The organism is Lactococcus formosensis (assembly GCF_018403745.1).
GTDB lineage: Bacteria > Bacillota > Bacilli > Lactobacillales > Streptococcaceae > Lactococcus > Lactococcus formosensis.
The window spans coordinates 95,461-109,647 of sequence record NZ_BOVP01000001.1 but is presented as its reverse complement, the minus strand read 5'-3'; the positions used below and the strand labels follow the sequence as shown (position 1 = coordinate 109,647).

General features: G+C 39.4%; 15 protein-coding genes and 1 riboswitch. Of the genes, 11 read left to right on the top strand and 4 right to left on the bottom strand.

Translation table 11 applies throughout. The annotated features are described in order from the left end of the window. The first annotated feature begins 219 nt into the window (after positions 1-219). Positions 220-1,086, top strand: a complete 867-nt coding sequence (gene accD / locus KJS37_RS00545) for an acetyl-CoA carboxylase, carboxyltransferase subunit beta (protein WP_017368952.1) — start codon at positions 220-222, stop codon at positions 1,084-1,086. Beyond that, on the top strand, positions 1,079-1,834 hold the full coding sequence (gene accA / locus KJS37_RS00540; protein ID WP_213495421.1) for an acetyl-CoA carboxylase carboxyl transferase subunit alpha: 756 nt from the start codon (positions 1,079-1,081) through the stop codon (positions 1,832-1,834). Before accD ends, accA begins: the two co-directional genes overlap by 8 nt. A 61-nt stretch (positions 1,835-1,895) precedes the next feature. Here the strand turns inward: accA and KJS37_RS00535 are convergent, their stop codons facing one another. Further along, the gene (locus KJS37_RS00535) at positions 1,896-2,138 is read right to left on the bottom strand and encodes a GlsB/YeaQ/YmgE family stress response membrane protein (protein WP_017368954.1); all 243 of its coding nucleotides are present in this window, start codon (positions 2,136-2,138) and stop codon (positions 1,896-1,898) included. Positions 2,139-2,281: 143 nt separating this feature from the next. On the opposite strand from KJS37_RS00535, the gene KJS37_RS00530 reads away from it, so the two are divergent. Next, a complete protein-coding gene (locus tag KJS37_RS00530) occupies positions 2,282-2,632 on the top strand; it encodes an arsenate reductase family protein (RefSeq protein ID WP_213495419.1) in 351 nt (116 codons plus the stop codon). A gap of 33 nt (positions 2,633-2,665) precedes the next feature. Here the strand turns inward: KJS37_RS00530 and KJS37_RS00525 are convergent, their stop codons facing one another. Beyond that, positions 2,666-3,526: an exodeoxyribonuclease III gene (locus KJS37_RS00525; RefSeq protein WP_165711354.1), complete on the bottom strand. Its 861-nt coding sequence runs from the start codon at positions 3,524-3,526 to the stop codon at positions 2,666-2,668. A gap of 229 nt (positions 3,527-3,755) precedes the next feature. Here KJS37_RS00525 and metG point away from each other — a divergent pair, with 229 nt between their 5' ends. Further along, a complete protein-coding gene (gene metG, locus KJS37_RS00520; RefSeq protein WP_213495416.1) occupies positions 3,756-5,744 on the top strand; it encodes a methionine--tRNA ligase in 1,989 nt (662 codons plus the stop codon). Positions 5,745-5,778: 34 nt separating this feature from the next. Here the strand turns inward: metG and KJS37_RS00515 are convergent, their stop codons facing one another. Next, complete coding sequence (locus tag KJS37_RS00515; protein WP_213495414.1) at positions 5,779-6,624, bottom strand: SDR family NAD(P)-dependent oxidoreductase; 846 nt, start codon at positions 6,622-6,624, stop codon at positions 5,779-5,781. A gap of 130 nt (positions 6,625-6,754) precedes the next feature. Between KJS37_RS00515 and KJS37_RS00510 the strand changes: the two genes are divergently transcribed. The 3 genes from KJS37_RS00510 to KJS37_RS00500 all read left to right on the top strand — a co-directional run bounded on the left by KJS37_RS00510 (position 6,755) and on the right by KJS37_RS00500 (position 8,383). Further along, positions 6,755-6,994: a DUF2829 domain-containing protein gene (locus KJS37_RS00510; protein ID WP_096368548.1), complete on the top strand. Its 240-nt coding sequence runs from the start codon at positions 6,755-6,757 to the stop codon at positions 6,992-6,994. Beyond that, a complete protein-coding gene (locus KJS37_RS00505) occupies positions 6,987-7,706 on the top strand; it encodes a 3-oxoacyl-ACP reductase (RefSeq protein WP_017368960.1) in 720 nt (239 codons plus the stop codon). The genes KJS37_RS00510 and KJS37_RS00505 overlap by 8 nt, the downstream gene beginning before the upstream one ends. A 65-nt stretch (positions 7,707-7,771) precedes the next feature. Continuing rightward, positions 7,772-7,875: riboswitch (PreQ1 riboswitch) on the top strand. After that, positions 7,874-8,383: a QueT transporter family protein gene (locus KJS37_RS00500; RefSeq protein ID WP_096368547.1), complete on the top strand. Its 510-nt coding sequence runs from the start codon at positions 7,874-7,876 to the stop codon at positions 8,381-8,383. (Overlaps the previous riboswitch by 2 nt.) Positions 8,384-8,437: 54 nt before the next feature. Here the strand turns inward: KJS37_RS00500 and KJS37_RS00495 are convergent, their stop codons facing one another. After that, entirely contained in the window at positions 8,438-9,223 is a 786-nt protein-coding gene (locus KJS37_RS00495) for a Cof-type HAD-IIB family hydrolase (RefSeq protein ID WP_165714383.1), read from the bottom strand. Positions 9,224-9,364: 141 nt separating this feature from the next. On the opposite strand from KJS37_RS00495, the gene KJS37_RS00490 reads away from it, so the two are divergent. From KJS37_RS00490 to holA, 4 genes are all read left to right on the top strand, one after another. Then, positions 9,365-10,147 (top strand): ankyrin repeat domain-containing protein, encoded by a 783-nt coding sequence (locus KJS37_RS00490; RefSeq protein ID WP_213495412.1) that lies wholly within the window; start codon positions 9,365-9,367, stop codon positions 10,145-10,147. Positions 10,148-10,264: 117 nt separating this feature from the next. Continuing rightward, the gene (locus KJS37_RS00485; RefSeq protein ID WP_004258727.1) at positions 10,265-10,690 is read left to right on the top strand and encodes a universal stress protein; all 426 of its coding nucleotides are present in this window, start codon (positions 10,265-10,267) and stop codon (positions 10,688-10,690) included. A gap of 127 nt (positions 10,691-10,817) precedes the next feature. After that, positions 10,818-13,181, top strand: a complete 2,364-nt coding sequence (locus tag KJS37_RS00480; protein WP_213495410.1) for a DNA translocase FtsK — start codon at positions 10,818-10,820, stop codon at positions 13,179-13,181. Continuing rightward, positions 13,178-14,179, top strand: coding sequence for a DNA polymerase III subunit delta (holA, locus tag KJS37_RS00475; protein ID WP_213495408.1), 1,002 nt, complete (start codon positions 13,178-13,180; stop codon positions 14,177-14,179). Before KJS37_RS00480 ends, holA begins: the two co-directional genes overlap by 4 nt. Positions 14,180-14,187: the final 8 nt, after the last annotated feature.

Here is a 14,187-nt window from a genome sequence, read left to right as displayed (position 1 = left end):
ACTCGCAGGAGGATATGGCGCACTTTCTCGTCTAGCAAGAATATGATTTTATATGATTTAGTCGTTTTTGGACACTTATCTAGTTCTTGACGAATTAAATTTTTGCGTGTATAATTATATAATTAGACAATTAAAATAAAAAGGACGTAAGTAGACAGAAATCTACTGAGAGACGTTCACTATCAAGATGTAAAAAATTTTGATAAAAAGGAGAAATAATTGGCTCTCTTTCAAAAGAAAAAATATATTAAAATTAACCCTAATCGCTCAACTGTTCAGGGGGAAATGACGAAACCAGAAGTACCTGACGAACTTTTTGCTAAATGTCCGGCTTGTAAACACAGTATTTATAGTCAAGACCTTGGGGCAAGTAAAATCTGTCCGCATTGTAGTTACAACTTTCGTATCACTGCGCCAGAACGTTTGAAGCTTTTAGTTGATTCAGATTCATTTACAGAAATGTTCACTGGAATTGAAAGCAAAAATCCTTTGGACTTCCCAAACTATGTTGAAAAGCTTGCGGTGACCAAGGAAAAGACAGGGCTTGATGAAGCTGTGATGACTGGTACAGCGATGATTAAAGGGCAAAAAGTTGCTTTAGCAATCATGGATTCAACCTTTATTATGGCTTCTATGGGGACTGTTGTTGGTGAGAAAATCACTCGACTTTTTGAAATGGCGACTGCTGAACAACTTCCGGTGGTTATTTTTACGGCTTCGGGTGGCGCACGTATGCAAGAAGGAATTATGTCTTTGATGCAGATGGCGAAAATCTCAGCAGCTGTCAAGAAACATTCTAATGCCGGTTTGCTCTACATTACAGTGTTAACAGATCCAACAACAGGCGGAGTCACAGCTTCTTTTGCCATGCTTGGCGATATTATTTTGGCTGAGCCACAATCTTTGATTGGTTTTGCAGGCCGACGTGTGATTGAACAGACAGTGCGTCAAACGCTACCTGATGACTTCCAAAAAGCAGAATTTCTGCTGAAACATGGCTTTGTCGATGCTATAGTTAAGCGTCAAGAGATGCGTGAGAAATTAGCCTTACTTTTGAAATTTCACGGAGGTGTAAAAAATGTCTGATATAGCAGAAATTATTAACAAAGCACGTGCTAACGACCGCGTCTCAGTACGGGAAATTATTTCAGAAATTTTTACGGACTTTTTTGAACTTCACGGGGATCGACAGTTTACAGATGACGAAGCTATTGTTGGAGGAATCGCGAATTTTCAAGATAAGGCTGTGACCGTCATTGGAATCCAAAAAGGGAAAAATCTTGAAGAAAATTTAGCCACAAACTTTGGTCAACCAAGTCCTAATGGTTATCGAAAAGCTTTACGCCTAATGAAACAAGCAGAAAAGTTTAAGCGGCCAATCATTACCTTTGTGAATACAGCGGGAGCTTATCCCGGGATTGAAGCTGAAGAACGAGGGCAGGGTGAAGCAATTGCGCGAAACCTTTTTGAGATGTCCGACTTGAAAGTCCCAGTTTTAACTTTCATCACTGGGGAGGGTGGATCTGGCGGAGCTTTAGCTTTAGCAGTCGCAAATAAGGTATATATGTTGGAAAATGCAATGTACTCAGTACTTTCACCAGAAGGCTTTGCGACAATCTTGTGGAAAGATGGCTCACGTCGTGATGAAGCAGCTGATTTGATGAAAATAAAAGCTGAAGATCAGCTGGCAATGGGTATCGTTGAGGGTGTTGTTCAAGAAGAAAACCTTATGGAAAACTTGAAAACGATTATTGAAAAAGAACTCAACAGTTTAGCCCAGCTTTCAGAAGAAGAACTTCAAGAAAGCCGCTACCAACGTTTTAGAAAATATTAATATTATACAAGCATGGGACAATTGCTTGTTTTTTTGTAAAAAAAAACGCTCTATGAACGTTTTAATTATCCTTTTTACCGAATAATGCGGAAGCTACAAGTACGACAATGATTGCCCCAACGATTGAAGGAATCAAAGACATACCAGCCAATTGCGGTCCCCAATTTCCTAGGAGTTTTTGTCCGACAAATGACCCTAAAAGTCCTGCAACAATGTTTGCAATACAGCCCATACTTGAGCCTTTTGACGTGATTGCTCCAGCAGCCATACCAATAAGTGCACCAACAATAAGTGACCAAATCATAAAATTATCTCCTTAATTTATATTCTTATCTTATTTTAACATAATCTTTATTTTCTTTAAAATTACATCCCCCTTTAAAAGTAATAAAACTAAGCAGCTTTGCCCTAGTTTTTGTTAAAATAGAGCACAAGGGAGGATGACAAATGTACGACTTTTACGAATACCCCAAATGTTCTACTTGCCGTAAGGCAAAAGCAACTTTGGAAAATTTAGGTATTGATTATAATGCTATCGATATCAAGCAGAACCCACCAACAGCTGAGCAGTTTGAAAAATGGTTTGCAGATGTATCTGTTAAAAAATTTTTTAACACCAGTGGTTTGGTTTATCGTGAGATGGGCTTAAAAGATAAGTTAGCAGACTTGAGTGCGCACGAAGCAGCCGAACTCTTAGCTTCTAATGGGATGCTGGTTAAGCGCCCACTGATTGTTAAAGATGATAATATTGTCTTGATAGGCTTTAAAGAAGAAGCGTATCAAGAGCTCGCGCAATAAGGGAGATAAAAGCACGACATAAGTCGTGCTTTTTTAAATGTTGATTTCTAAAACGATGGGTACATGGTCTTGGCGAGCACCAGAATCAAGAGGTTCTGCCCGTGTAATTTTATCAGCTAAGCGGTCAGAAACAAGCCAATAATCGATTCTCCAACCAGAATTATTGATTTTCGCTGTCCGAGAACGTTGAGCAAACCAAGTATAGATACTACGTTCTGGCGCATAGTAACTTTCGACATTGCCATGTATTTTGCGGAAGCTGTCTGTGAATCCAGCATCTAGCAAGAGACCAAACTTCTCGCGTTCTTGATCGGTAAAGCCAGCAGAGTTACGGTTACCTTTAGGATTGGCAAGGTCGATTTCTGTGTAAGCAGCATTAAAATCACCACATGCTAAGACGGGTTTTTGGAGGTCAAGCATTTGTAAGTAGGCGCGATATTGATCATCCCATTGACCACGTAAGTCCAAACGGTTAAGACCATCACCAGCGTTTGGTGTGTAGACTGTTGTGATGAAAAACTCAGGGAACTCTAAGGTGATGATACGACCTTCGCTATCCATGGGTTCTGGCGCTCCAATCTCGGGCATGGTGATGATTGGCTCAGGTAAACTTTTCTTATAAAGGAACATCGTTCCTGAGTAACCTTTACGCGCAGGGGGGGTACTGATACGGTGAACAATTTCATATTCTGAGAAATGGCTAGCTAAAACCTCGAACACCTTGTTTGTTTTTTTGAGGTCGCCATTGAGCTTTGTTTCTTGAATAGCGATAACATCTGCTTCAGAAGAGGCAAGTTGTTCAACTACAGCCATTGATAGAGCCGCACGAACACTGGTTCCAGTCAATGCTGCATTTAGCGAATCAATATTCCATGAGATAAATTTGTAAGTCATAATAAAATCCTTTTGTCTTTATTAGGTTAATTATAACATACCTTATCGATTGGCAAATAACACGGGAAACTGAGAGTAAATTTATTTTAGCGAAAAATCAGTAAATCTTATTTAGAATAAGATTTACTTGAAAAGGATATGCTATAATAGAAACAAGGCTTTTTTCAATCTACAATTGAAAAAATACTAATCAAGTGGCTTTCATTAGGCCATGAATTAGGAGAAAAAAATGACTGAAAACAAAAACTTCTACATCACAACGCCGATTTATTATCCCTCAGGGAAATTACATCTCGGTTCAAGCTACACAACGATTGCTTGTGATGTTCTGGCACGTTACAAACGTTTGATGGGCTTTGACACCTTTTATTTAACAGGCCTTGATGAACACGGTATGAAAATTCAACGTAAGGCTGAAGAGTTGGGAATGACGCCCAAAGAATATTTGGACCCAATGGCAGAAGATGTTAAAGAACTGTGGAAAATGTTGGACATTTCTTATGACAAATTTATCCGTACAACAGATAAATATCATGAAGAAGCCGTTCAAAAAGCTTTTGAACAACTTTTGGCACAAGATGATATCTATTTGGATAAATATGCGGGTTGGTATTCTGTTTCGGATGAAGAGTTCTTTACGGAGACACAGTTGGAAGAAGTTTACCATGATGCGGACGGCAAAGTTATTGGTGGTAAAGCACCATCTGGTCACGAAGTAGAATGGGTCGAAGAAGAGTCGTATTTCTTCCGTATGAGTAAGTATGCGGACTGGCTCTTAAGTTATTACGAGTCACATCCAGATTTCATCCAACCTGAGATTCGTAAAAATGAAATGGTAAATAATTTTATCAAACCAGGCCTGGAAGACTTGGCGGTGAGCCGTACAACCTTCACTTGGGGTATTCCTGTGAAGTCTAATCCGAAACACGTGGTTTATGTTTGGCTTGATGCCTTGCTTAACTATGTAACTGCTTTAGGCTATGGTTCAGAGGATACCAGCAAACTGGATAAATTCTGGCCGGGTGTGAATATGGTCGGCAAAGAAATCGTGCGTTTCCACACTATCTACTGGCCAATCATGCTCCACGCTTTGGGGATGCAACCACCTAAGCAAGTCTTTGGTCACGGTTGGTTGGTGATGAAAGACGGTAAAATGTCGAAATCTAAAGGAAATGTGGTTTATCCGGACATGTTGGTGAATCGCTATGGTTTAGACCCTGTACGCTATTACCTCATGCGCGCATTGCCTTTTGGTTCTGACGGTGTCTTCTCACCAGAAGACTTTATTGACCGTATCAACTATGATTTGGCAAATGACCTCGGAAACTTGCTCAATCGTACAGTCGCTATGGTCAACAAATACAATGGTGGCGTTCTGGTTAAGAATGATGAAACAACAGAATTCGATGCTGCCTTGGAAACAGTTCTTGCTGAAACTTTGGAAAAATTCCATACAGCCATGGATAAGTTTGAATTCAACGTTGCTTTAAATGAAGTTTGGGTTCTTATCTCACGTACAAATAAATACATCGATGAAACAGCGCCGTGGGTCCTTGCCAAATCAGAAGATGACAAAGACAAGCTGAATAATGTGCTTTATCATTTAGCAGAAAATCTTCGTGTTGTTGCGGCACTCTTGCAACCTTTCATGCGTGCGACAAGTAAGAAAATTTTTGCTCAACTCGGCTTAACTGAGGAAGAGTTCTCCTTAGAAGATTTAGCTTTCGGTTATGAATTTACGAATAAAGTGGTAGAAAAAGGTGAACCTGTCTTCCCACGTTTGGATAAGGAAGAAGAAGTAGACTACATCAAGTTACAGATGGCTGGTGGAAAGCTTCCTGAAAAAGAATGGGTACCTGAGGATGTAAAACTCAACCTAACTCTCCCAGAAATTAAGTTTGATGACTTTGAAAAGATTGAGTTGAAGGTTGCTGAAGTTTTGGAAGTTAGCCGTGTGGAAGGTTCAGATCGTTTGCTTCGCTTCAAGTTAGATGCAGGTGATGAAGAACCACGCCAAATCTTGTCAGGAATTGCTGAATTTTATCCTAACGAACAAGAATTCGTCGGTAAAAAACTGCAAATCGTGGCCAACTTAAAACCACGTAAAATGATGAAGAAATATGTCAGTCAAGGGATGATTCTCTCTGCTGAATTTGATGGCAAGTTGCGCGTGCTTGAAGCACCTGCGGATGTACCTGCCGGATCATTAATTGGCTAATAAAAAAAGAGAGAGCATTCCTTGCTCTCTCTTTTTATTTTTTACGTTTGCCCATTTGCTTCAAACCTAGATTAAAAAATTTGATATAAAGTTTAGGATGCGCACGTGCCGTATGCACCATCACACGGTCCAGCAAAGAGTTGTAATAACGGGACTTTGCTTTATTATCCGTTGCTGCTTTATAAAAAACCTGAGCCAAATCCGCCGAAGTAGCGGAACTTCCAAAGTTGCCACTGAGCGCTGCACGTACAGTTTGAACTAAAGGTTGGTAGGGGCTATCTGGCTGAAGATTTTTTTCAGCATTTTCCATAGCGATGGTACTCCAGTTGGAAGCAGTACCGCCTGGTTGTACAACGATAGACCGAATGCCAAAAGCTTTAACTTCTGTATCTAGTACATCCGACCATTGTTGCAGCGCTGCTTTTGTTGCATGATAAAAAGCACCTAGAGGCATGTAGACATCACCACCGATACTTGAAATGTTCACGATTCGTCCAAAGCGTTGTTGGCGCATGATGGGAAGGACCAACTGTGTCAATTCTACAGCACCAAAGAAATTTGTCTCAAATTGCTTGCGGACATTTTCCATGGGAATTTCTTCAGCTGGGCCATACTCGCCATAGCCAGCATTATTGATCAGCACATCGATTCGTCCTGCCTTATCGATGACATGTTTGACAAAGTCTTGATTGCTTTTGCTATCCGTAACATCAAGTTTCCGTGCAATAATCCCCGCATCAGTGGGGATTTTTTCAACACGACGTGCGCCAGCGTAAACCTGCCAGCCACGTTGGGCAAAGGTTTTAGCAGCTTCATAACCCATGCCATTTGATGCACCGGTGATGATGACGATTTTTTGGTGATTTTCTGTATTTTTCATAGCTTCATTCTAGTTGAAGCAAGGACTCTTGTCAAGCCGAGACAAAAAATGACAAAATTAAGAACAAAATGTTAAAATTAAAGCACTACAAATATAAGAAGAAATATGCAGTTTCAGAAAGGAATTAAAGATGACATTTGAAGAAATTCTTCCACAGCTAAAAGCTGGTAAAAAAATTGTTCGCACTGGCTGGGGAGGCGCAGAAAACTATGTTGCCTTGTATGACAGTATTACACTTGATAATGGAGAAAAGTTGCAAGTTACACCTTATTTTCTTATCAATGTAAGAGGAGAAGGGGAAGGCTTTAGTATGTGGGCGCCAACACCTTGTGATGTCTTAGCGACAGACTGGATTTTAGTGAATGACTAATCAGAAGTTTAAAGGGAAAAAGGTTTTAGTGACGGGTGCTGCCAGCGGTATTGGTCAAGCACAAGCTCAGGCTTTTATGCAAGCAGGTGCAGAAGTTATTGGCGTGGACTTACAAGAATTCACGGCAGATTTTAGGACTATCGTCTGCGATGTTTCCTCTGCTGAAAAGGTAGCACAATTAGCCGCACAGGTAGGTGAAATTGATATCTTGCTCAATACAGCAGGTCAGCTCGATGACTATCGAACAATGGAAGACACGGACTTTTCACTTTGGAAAAAAATCCTAGCAACTAATCTTGACAGTATGTTTCTCATGACTTCGACTTTTTTGCCACAAATGAAACAAAAAAAATCCGGTGTGATTATCAATATGGCTTCAGTTGCTGGTTTAGTTGCTGGTGGCGGAGGCATTGCCTATACTGCAAGCAAGCATGCTATTGTCGGTTTGACTAAGCAGTTGGCTTTAGATGAAGCACAACATGGCATCCAAGTGGCAGGAATAGCTCCCGGAGCCATTGATACACCCATGAACGCCAAAGATTTTACCGAAAATAATGGGGAAATGGCAAAGTGGGTAGCAGAAGAAACCCCAGCAAAACGTTGGGCGAAGCCACAAGAAGTTGCAGATTTGACTCTTTTCTTAGCCAGTCCAGAAAGTTCTTATTTAGCGGGTGCAGTTGTGCCTATCGATGGTGGATGGACGATAAAATAAAAGCTTATTCTTTAGGATTGAGCTTTTTTTATATCCTCATAGAAGTCTTTTCATTCTTCCAGAAAATTGATATAATATAAAAGTTGCAAATTATCAGCAACCCTCAGGACTTTTAACCTTTGCCTGAGCATATTACACGTGGTATTCAGCCACTAAAGGAGAAAAAATTGAAAAAATCTACTGTTTACGACATGGTAACGATTGCCATAGTTGCTGCGCTTTATGTTGTCCTTACGATGACTCCACCACTCAATGCTATTTCATATGGTCCTATGCAATTTAGGATTTCAGAAATGCTCAATTTTACAGCTTTCTTTAATAAAAAATATATTGCTGCTGTAACTATTGGATGCATGATTTCAAACTTCCTCAGCTTTACTTGGGTGGACGTTATCGTGGGTGGTCTGTCAACGCTTATCTTCTTGACTCTAGGAGTGCTACTTTTTGAACGCTATATGAAACAGTATTTTTTCAATGGTCAGCTCAATAAAGCCTTTTTCTACTTTGCAATATTTTTCTCAATCAGTATGGTAACTATCGCTTTGGAAATGCATTTTCTTTTCGGAATGCCTTTCTTCTGGACCTGGTTTACATTAGCTGTGGGAGAATTTGCAAGTTTGCTTATTGGTGCAATTATTATGGATAAGTTAAGCAAGCGGATTGATTTGACCCGATAAAATAAGAAAATAAAAAAAGCAGTGTGTCTAGAGGACGCTCTGCTTTTTTGGTGTCTAAATAAAGTTCCAATGTTTAAAGGCATTCACAATGCCGTTTTCTGTATTTTTACTGCTGATAAAATCAGCGATTTCTTTGAGTTCAGGTACCGCATTTCCCATGGCTGTACCGTGGTCTGCAGCGGCTAAAAGATGAAGGTCATTTCGTCCATCGCCGAATGCATAAGTTTCTCCTTTAAAGTTGAGGACGTCCTTCACATGCGTAATCCCAGTACCTTTATTGGTCGAGATGTTTGTAATATCGATAGAAGTAGGAGCATTCATAAAGAAATTAAGTTCGGGCATGTGAGCTTTGTAATAATCCACTTGTGACAGCTTATCCGTTAGGAGTAGAAGCATGTTGACTTCTTCGGTCTTGTAGCCTTCAGGATTAATCTTGGGAAGTGGCATGTGTGTATAGGAATATGCTTCATGTACAAAATTTGTGTGGCGGTCTACCCAATAGCCGTCCTTTCCATAAAAGGCAAGGGCTTCGTCTTGTTCAATAGCTAAACTGTGTAATTTTTCGATGTTTTCAACTGAAATAGGGTCCTTATATATCGTTTGGCCATCTAAAACGATATATTGCCCATTCATAGCAACAGCACCGGTGATACCCGTTGCTTCCATGATATTGTCGAGCTCAAAATGCCCGCGCCCTGTGGCAATGAAGGGAAGTACACCATTTCGACGGATTTCGTGGATAGCATCGATGACATCAGTATCTAGCTGGCTCTGTCCATTAAGTAAGGTACCGTCAAGATCAAAAAAGGCTAAAGCCTTGTAAGCGTTTATATTTTCCATAAGTTCATTGTATCACAATAGTATGTTTTTTCTAAATAATTTTCTTCTAGACTTGAATATTTAAAAAAACCTTTTAAAGTTATAAGTCAGAATTTTTTAAATAGTATACGAGAAATGTTAAGATGAGCTTATAAGCATAGAATGAAACGAAAGGATGTGGTTGTTTTGATAAAATATCTGATTCTCTCTGGAATAACTTTGCTTTTATTAACAGGATGTTCTACACAAGAAAATAAAAGTTCAAGTGAAGGTGAAACTAAACAAAGCAGTACGATGTCGACTCCACAAAAGAAATCATCGACAAACGAGAAAGTAATTTCGAAAAAAGAGGAGGTTAAAACGATGAAAATTCTCGAAGCTGTAACAGCAAAGAAGAGTATAGCTGAAGTTGAGAAAAGTATTAAAGCAGGACAATCAGACATTAATGAAAGAAATGCAAAAGGAGAATCACCTCTGCTTATCGCAACACACGAAAATAATGTTGCTTTAGCTCAACTCTTGATAGATAACGGCGCGGATGTTAACTTACAAGACCATATTCAAGATTCGCCTTACCTTTATGCAGCAGCCCAAGGCAAAACTGAAATCCTACGGTATATTTTGGCGCACAGTAAACCTAATCAAAAAATCTACAACCGCTTTGGAGGGAATGCTTTGATTCCAGCAGCTGAAAAAGGACATTTGGAAAATGTAAAAATGTTACTGGAAGACGCTCAAGTGGATATTGATCATCAAAATAATTATGGATATACAGCGTTGATTGAGGCGGTGGCATTGAGAGATGGATCAGCACACTATCAAGAAATCGTGAAGACCCTCTTGCGATATAAAGCGAATACTGAATTACGTGACAACAATAACTTAACGGCCTTAGACTATGCTAAACAGCTCGGTTATTCAGGTATGGTTGATTTATTAAGTTAAATAATATGGATATAAACCAATTCAATGAGAAAAAAGTTATAAAAAAGGAAAATTTTAAACTATTTATTGGACTTTGATATGAATTTATCTTATAATAAAGAAAAGGAGGCGTTTACAATGAGAGAAAATTATAAAAACATTTTAGTCGCAGTAGATGGATCTGACCAAGCAAATCAGGCTATTCAAGAAGCAATTGAGATTTCTAAAAGAAATCAAGCATCTTTATTTGTAGTTCATGCTAAAGATGTTGCACAACTTTATGGCACCGCTTATATCATGCCAGCTGTCCTGGAAGAAGCAGAAAAACAATCAGCAGAAATCCTTGATGAAGCAGGAAAGCTTATTGGTGACAAAGTTGAGTACAAAGCTTTCCAAGTGAGTGGTTCTCCTAAAAAAGAGATTGTTGATTTCGCTGAGGAAAACGATATTGACTTAATTGTTATGGGTTCAACAGGTAAAGGCGCTATTGACCGTGTACTTGTGGGATCAACTGCAAGTTATGTTGTTAACCATGCACCATGTAATGTTATGGTTGTAAAATGATGAAGTAAGAGAAAAGTCGAAAGCAGAAGCTTTCGGCTTTTTAATGTCTTAAAAGCCTGTATTGAAAGATAAGCCTGTAAAATGTTACAATAAAGAGTAATATTAAGTTTTAGAACAGAGAAATAACATGCCCGCAAAAAGAACAACAAAAAGTAAATCAAAACCAAAAGCGAAACGTTCAACAGCAAAGAAAACACCAGCAAAAAAATCAAATACTAAATTTTGGACGGCTAATAAAAAAATGGCGGCTTTTTTTGGGAGCTTTATTGTCATTTTATTTGCTTTAGCACGTTTGGGCTTATTTGGTGTCTTTTTATATAATGTCACTCGACTGGCTGTAGGATCATTAGCAATCACTTTCTTATTAATCGTTTTATTCGTCATGTTTATGACGGTTTTCAAAAAAGATTTCTTCCGTGAAAATAAACGCTTTTTACCAGGCTTAGCTCTCTTTTTCTTTGGACTTCTTCTTGTTTTTCATGCGAGATATGATGTCCTTTCTCCCAATAAAAATGCTTTAGTTTTAGCCATGTCTGATTTGAGAAAAGGACAAGTGACGCATTTTCTGGGTGGTGGTTTTTTAGGAGATTTATTTTTTGGACCAGCCAAAGCCCTCTTTTCCGTAATTGGTGTTTATATTATCGTGGGAATTCTGTGGCTTATCGCACTGTATTTTATGGCCCCCGCTTTGATTGCACGCCTACGTATTTTTCTTAAAAGAAATATAAGTGAAACACGTACGCGTATGGCAGATCGTGCTGAAGCAAAACGAGCAGCAGCACTCTTAGAAGAAAAAGCCAAAGCTCAAGAAGAAGCTGAAAGAAACTTACGTGCGATGGAAGCAGAAGAAGTTCCACTCCCAAGCGAACCCCTGTTTGAAGAAAATACAGCTTCCGACTTTTCCGAAATCCCTATAGCTATTCCTGATACGCCAGTATCACCTACAAAAGAAATGGGGACTATACAACCGCAAGAGGAAGTAGAGGATGACCAAGAGCCGATTAGCTTTGAGCGTTCTGTTGACAATGAATTTTATCAACTTCCGACGATTGATTTATTGGAAGAAATTCCAACAAAAAACCAAGCGGGTGAACGAGAAAATGTTCGAAAAAATATTCAAATTTTAGAGCGAACATTGGAATCTTTCAAAATCGCGGCAACAGTTGAATCTGCTGTTGTAGGTCCATCCGTGACCAAGTACGAAATTAAATTAGCTACGGGTGTCAAAGTATCTCGTGTTGTCAACTTATCAGATGATCTTGCTTTAGCTCTGGCAGCAAAGGATGTTCGTATTGAAGCACCAATACCTGGGAAATCCCTTATCGGTATCGAAATTCCTAACAGTGAGGTTGCGACTGTCGGTTTCCGAGAACTTTGGGAAAATGCCCAACCAAAAACAAACAGTTTGCTTGAGTTGCCTTTAGGGAAAGCTTTAGATGGTACGATTCGTACTTTTGATATGACACGTATGCCTCACTTACTTGTAGCTGGTTCTACAGGTTCAGGGAAGTCGGTTGCTGTGAATGGTATCATCACCTCTATCCTGATGAAAGCTCTGCCGAGTGAGGTCAAATTCCTGATGGTCGACCCTAAAATGGTTGAACTTTCTGTTTATAATGATATTCCTCATCTCCTTATTCCTGTAGTAACCAACCCACGTAAAGCATCACGTGCTTTACAAAAGGTGGTAGATGAAATGGAAAACCGCTACGAGCTCTTTAGTCAAGCAGGTGTGCGTAATATTGCAGGCTATAACGAAAAAATAGAAAAATACAATGCACAATCGAATGAAAAATATCAAACCTTGCCATTGATTGTCGTTATTGTCGACGAGCTCTCTGACTTGATGATGGTAGCCAGCAAGGAAGTTGAAGACGCGATTATCCGTCTTGGTCAAAAAGCACGTGCAGCTGGTATCCATATGATTTTAGCAACACAACGTCCATCCGTTGATGTCATCTCTGGCTTGATTAAGGCTAACGTGCCTTCACGTGTCGCTTTCGCCGTATCCAGTGGGACAGATTCTCGAACAATTATTGATACAAACGGTGCAGAGAAACTTTTAGGACGTGGGGATATGCTCTTTAAACCCATTGATGAAAATCATCCTGTACGTTTGCAAGGTGCCTTCTTATCAGATGCTGATGTTGAGTCGGTCGTGAATTTTATTAAAAATCAATCTCAAGCTGACTATGATGAAAGCTTTGATCCTGGTGAAGCTGAAGAAGATAGCAGCCGCGGAACTGCAGCGCCAGCAAATTCAGCTGATCCCTTGTTTGAAGAAGCGCGTAATATGGTTATTTCTGCTCAAAAAGCCTCGACGGCCCAGTTGCAACGTGCGCTTAAAGTCGGTTTCAACCGCGCTTCCGATCTGATGAATGAACTTGAGGCGGCAGGTATCGTAGGCCCAGCCAAGGGGACAACACCACGAAAAGTTCTCGTTACCCAAGATGGAGAGTTTTTAGAAGGACAGGAGTTTGATGAAGCATGAGCGCTTTTGATGAATTAGAAAAAATAAAAAAAGCAGGTCTTCCTCAAATATTGGTACTTTATGGTGAAGAAGAAGACATTGTACAGGAACTAAAAAGTCGAATTCTAGAGTATGTTCATTTTGACAATGCAGACTTAGGACAGGCCTATTTTGACCTGAATAATGCCAATGCTAAACTTGCCTTAGAAGAGCTAGAGAGTTTGCCTTTCTTTGTTGAGCAAAAGCTGGTCATTTTAGAAAATCTCACAAATCTTACAACAGTAAAAAAAGCTGTTTTTGATGAAAAACAGACAGTGCGTTTTGAAAATTTTTTGAATGAGCCAGTTGAAACGACGCAGTTGATTCTTATTTTGCACGGAAAGTTAGACAGTCGACTTAAACTCACTAAAAAACTGAAGAGCCAAGCGACTTTGCTGGAAGCACAGGAATTGAAACCTCAAGAGTTAAGTCGAGTTTTTGCAGATACAGATCTTTCTGGCAATATTCTTCAAAGAGTATTTGAAAAATCAAATTTTTCTTTTCCAGTAATCAAACAAAATCTGTCCTTGTTAAAAACATATGTGGGAGAAAGAGAGACTACTCTTGAGGATGTGGAAAAAGTTGTTCCCAAGTCTCTCCAAGATAATATCTTTTTACTGACCGACTTAATTTTAAAGAATGAGGTGGAGCAAGCACGTGATTTGGTCCATGATTTGACATTACAAGGTGAGGAATTAATCAAAATATTGGTTATTTTGACGAATTCCTTCCGACTTTATTATCAGGTGAAATTGATGCAAAACAAAGGCTGGAGCGAGCAGAAACAGACTTCTCATCTTAAAATCCACCCTTATCGTGTTAAACTAGCAAACCAGCAAGTACGTAACATGCAGGAAAGCTTTCTGGGGCAAGCTACATTGTCCCTCATCGAGCTTGATTATAAAATAAAAAGCTCAGGAGTAGATGCAAATTATTTGTTTGATTTAGCCTTGATTAAGTTAGCTTTGAAAGACGTATAACAAGCCAT

Coding starts and splice junctions, on each gene's coding strand:
- KJS37_RS00525 (WP_165711354.1), bottom strand. CDS start 3,526: ATGACTTACAAATTTATCTCATGGAATATTGATTCGCTAAATGCAGCA.
- KJS37_RS00535 (WP_017368954.1), bottom strand. CDS start 2,138: ATGATTTGGTCACTTATTGTTGGTGCACTTATTGGTATGGCTGCTGGA.
- KJS37_RS00510 (WP_096368548.1), top strand. CDS start 6,755: ATGACATTTGAAGAAATTCTTCCACAGCTAAAAGCTGGTAAAAAAATT.
- KJS37_RS00505 (WP_017368960.1), top strand. CDS start 6,987: ATGACTAATCAGAAGTTTAAAGGGAAAAAGGTTTTAGTGACGGGTGCT.
- KJS37_RS00530 (WP_213495419.1), top strand. CDS start 2,282: ATGTACGACTTTTACGAATACCCCAAATGTTCTACTTGCCGTAAGGCA.
- KJS37_RS00490 (WP_213495412.1), top strand. CDS start 9,365: ATGAAACGAAAGGATGTGGTTGTTTTGATAAAATATCTGATTCTCTCT.
- accA (WP_213495421.1), top strand. CDS start 1,079: ATGTCTGATATAGCAGAAATTATTAACAAAGCACGTGCTAACGACCGC.
- holA (WP_213495408.1), top strand. CDS start 13,178: ATGAGCGCTTTTGATGAATTAGAAAAAATAAAAAAAGCAGGTCTTCCT.
- metG (WP_213495416.1), top strand. CDS start 3,756: ATGACTGAAAACAAAAACTTCTACATCACAACGCCGATTTATTATCCC.
- KJS37_RS00515 (WP_213495414.1), bottom strand. CDS start 6,624: ATGAAAAATACAGAAAATCACCAAAAAATCGTCATCATCACCGGTGCA.
- KJS37_RS00495 (WP_165714383.1), bottom strand. CDS start 9,223: ATGGAAAATATAAACGCTTACAAGGCTTTAGCCTTTTTTGATCTTGAC.
- KJS37_RS00480 (WP_213495410.1), top strand. CDS start 10,818: ATGCCCGCAAAAAGAACAACAAAAAGTAAATCAAAACCAAAAGCGAAA.
- KJS37_RS00485 (WP_004258727.1), top strand. CDS start 10,265: ATGAGAGAAAATTATAAAAACATTTTAGTCGCAGTAGATGGATCTGAC.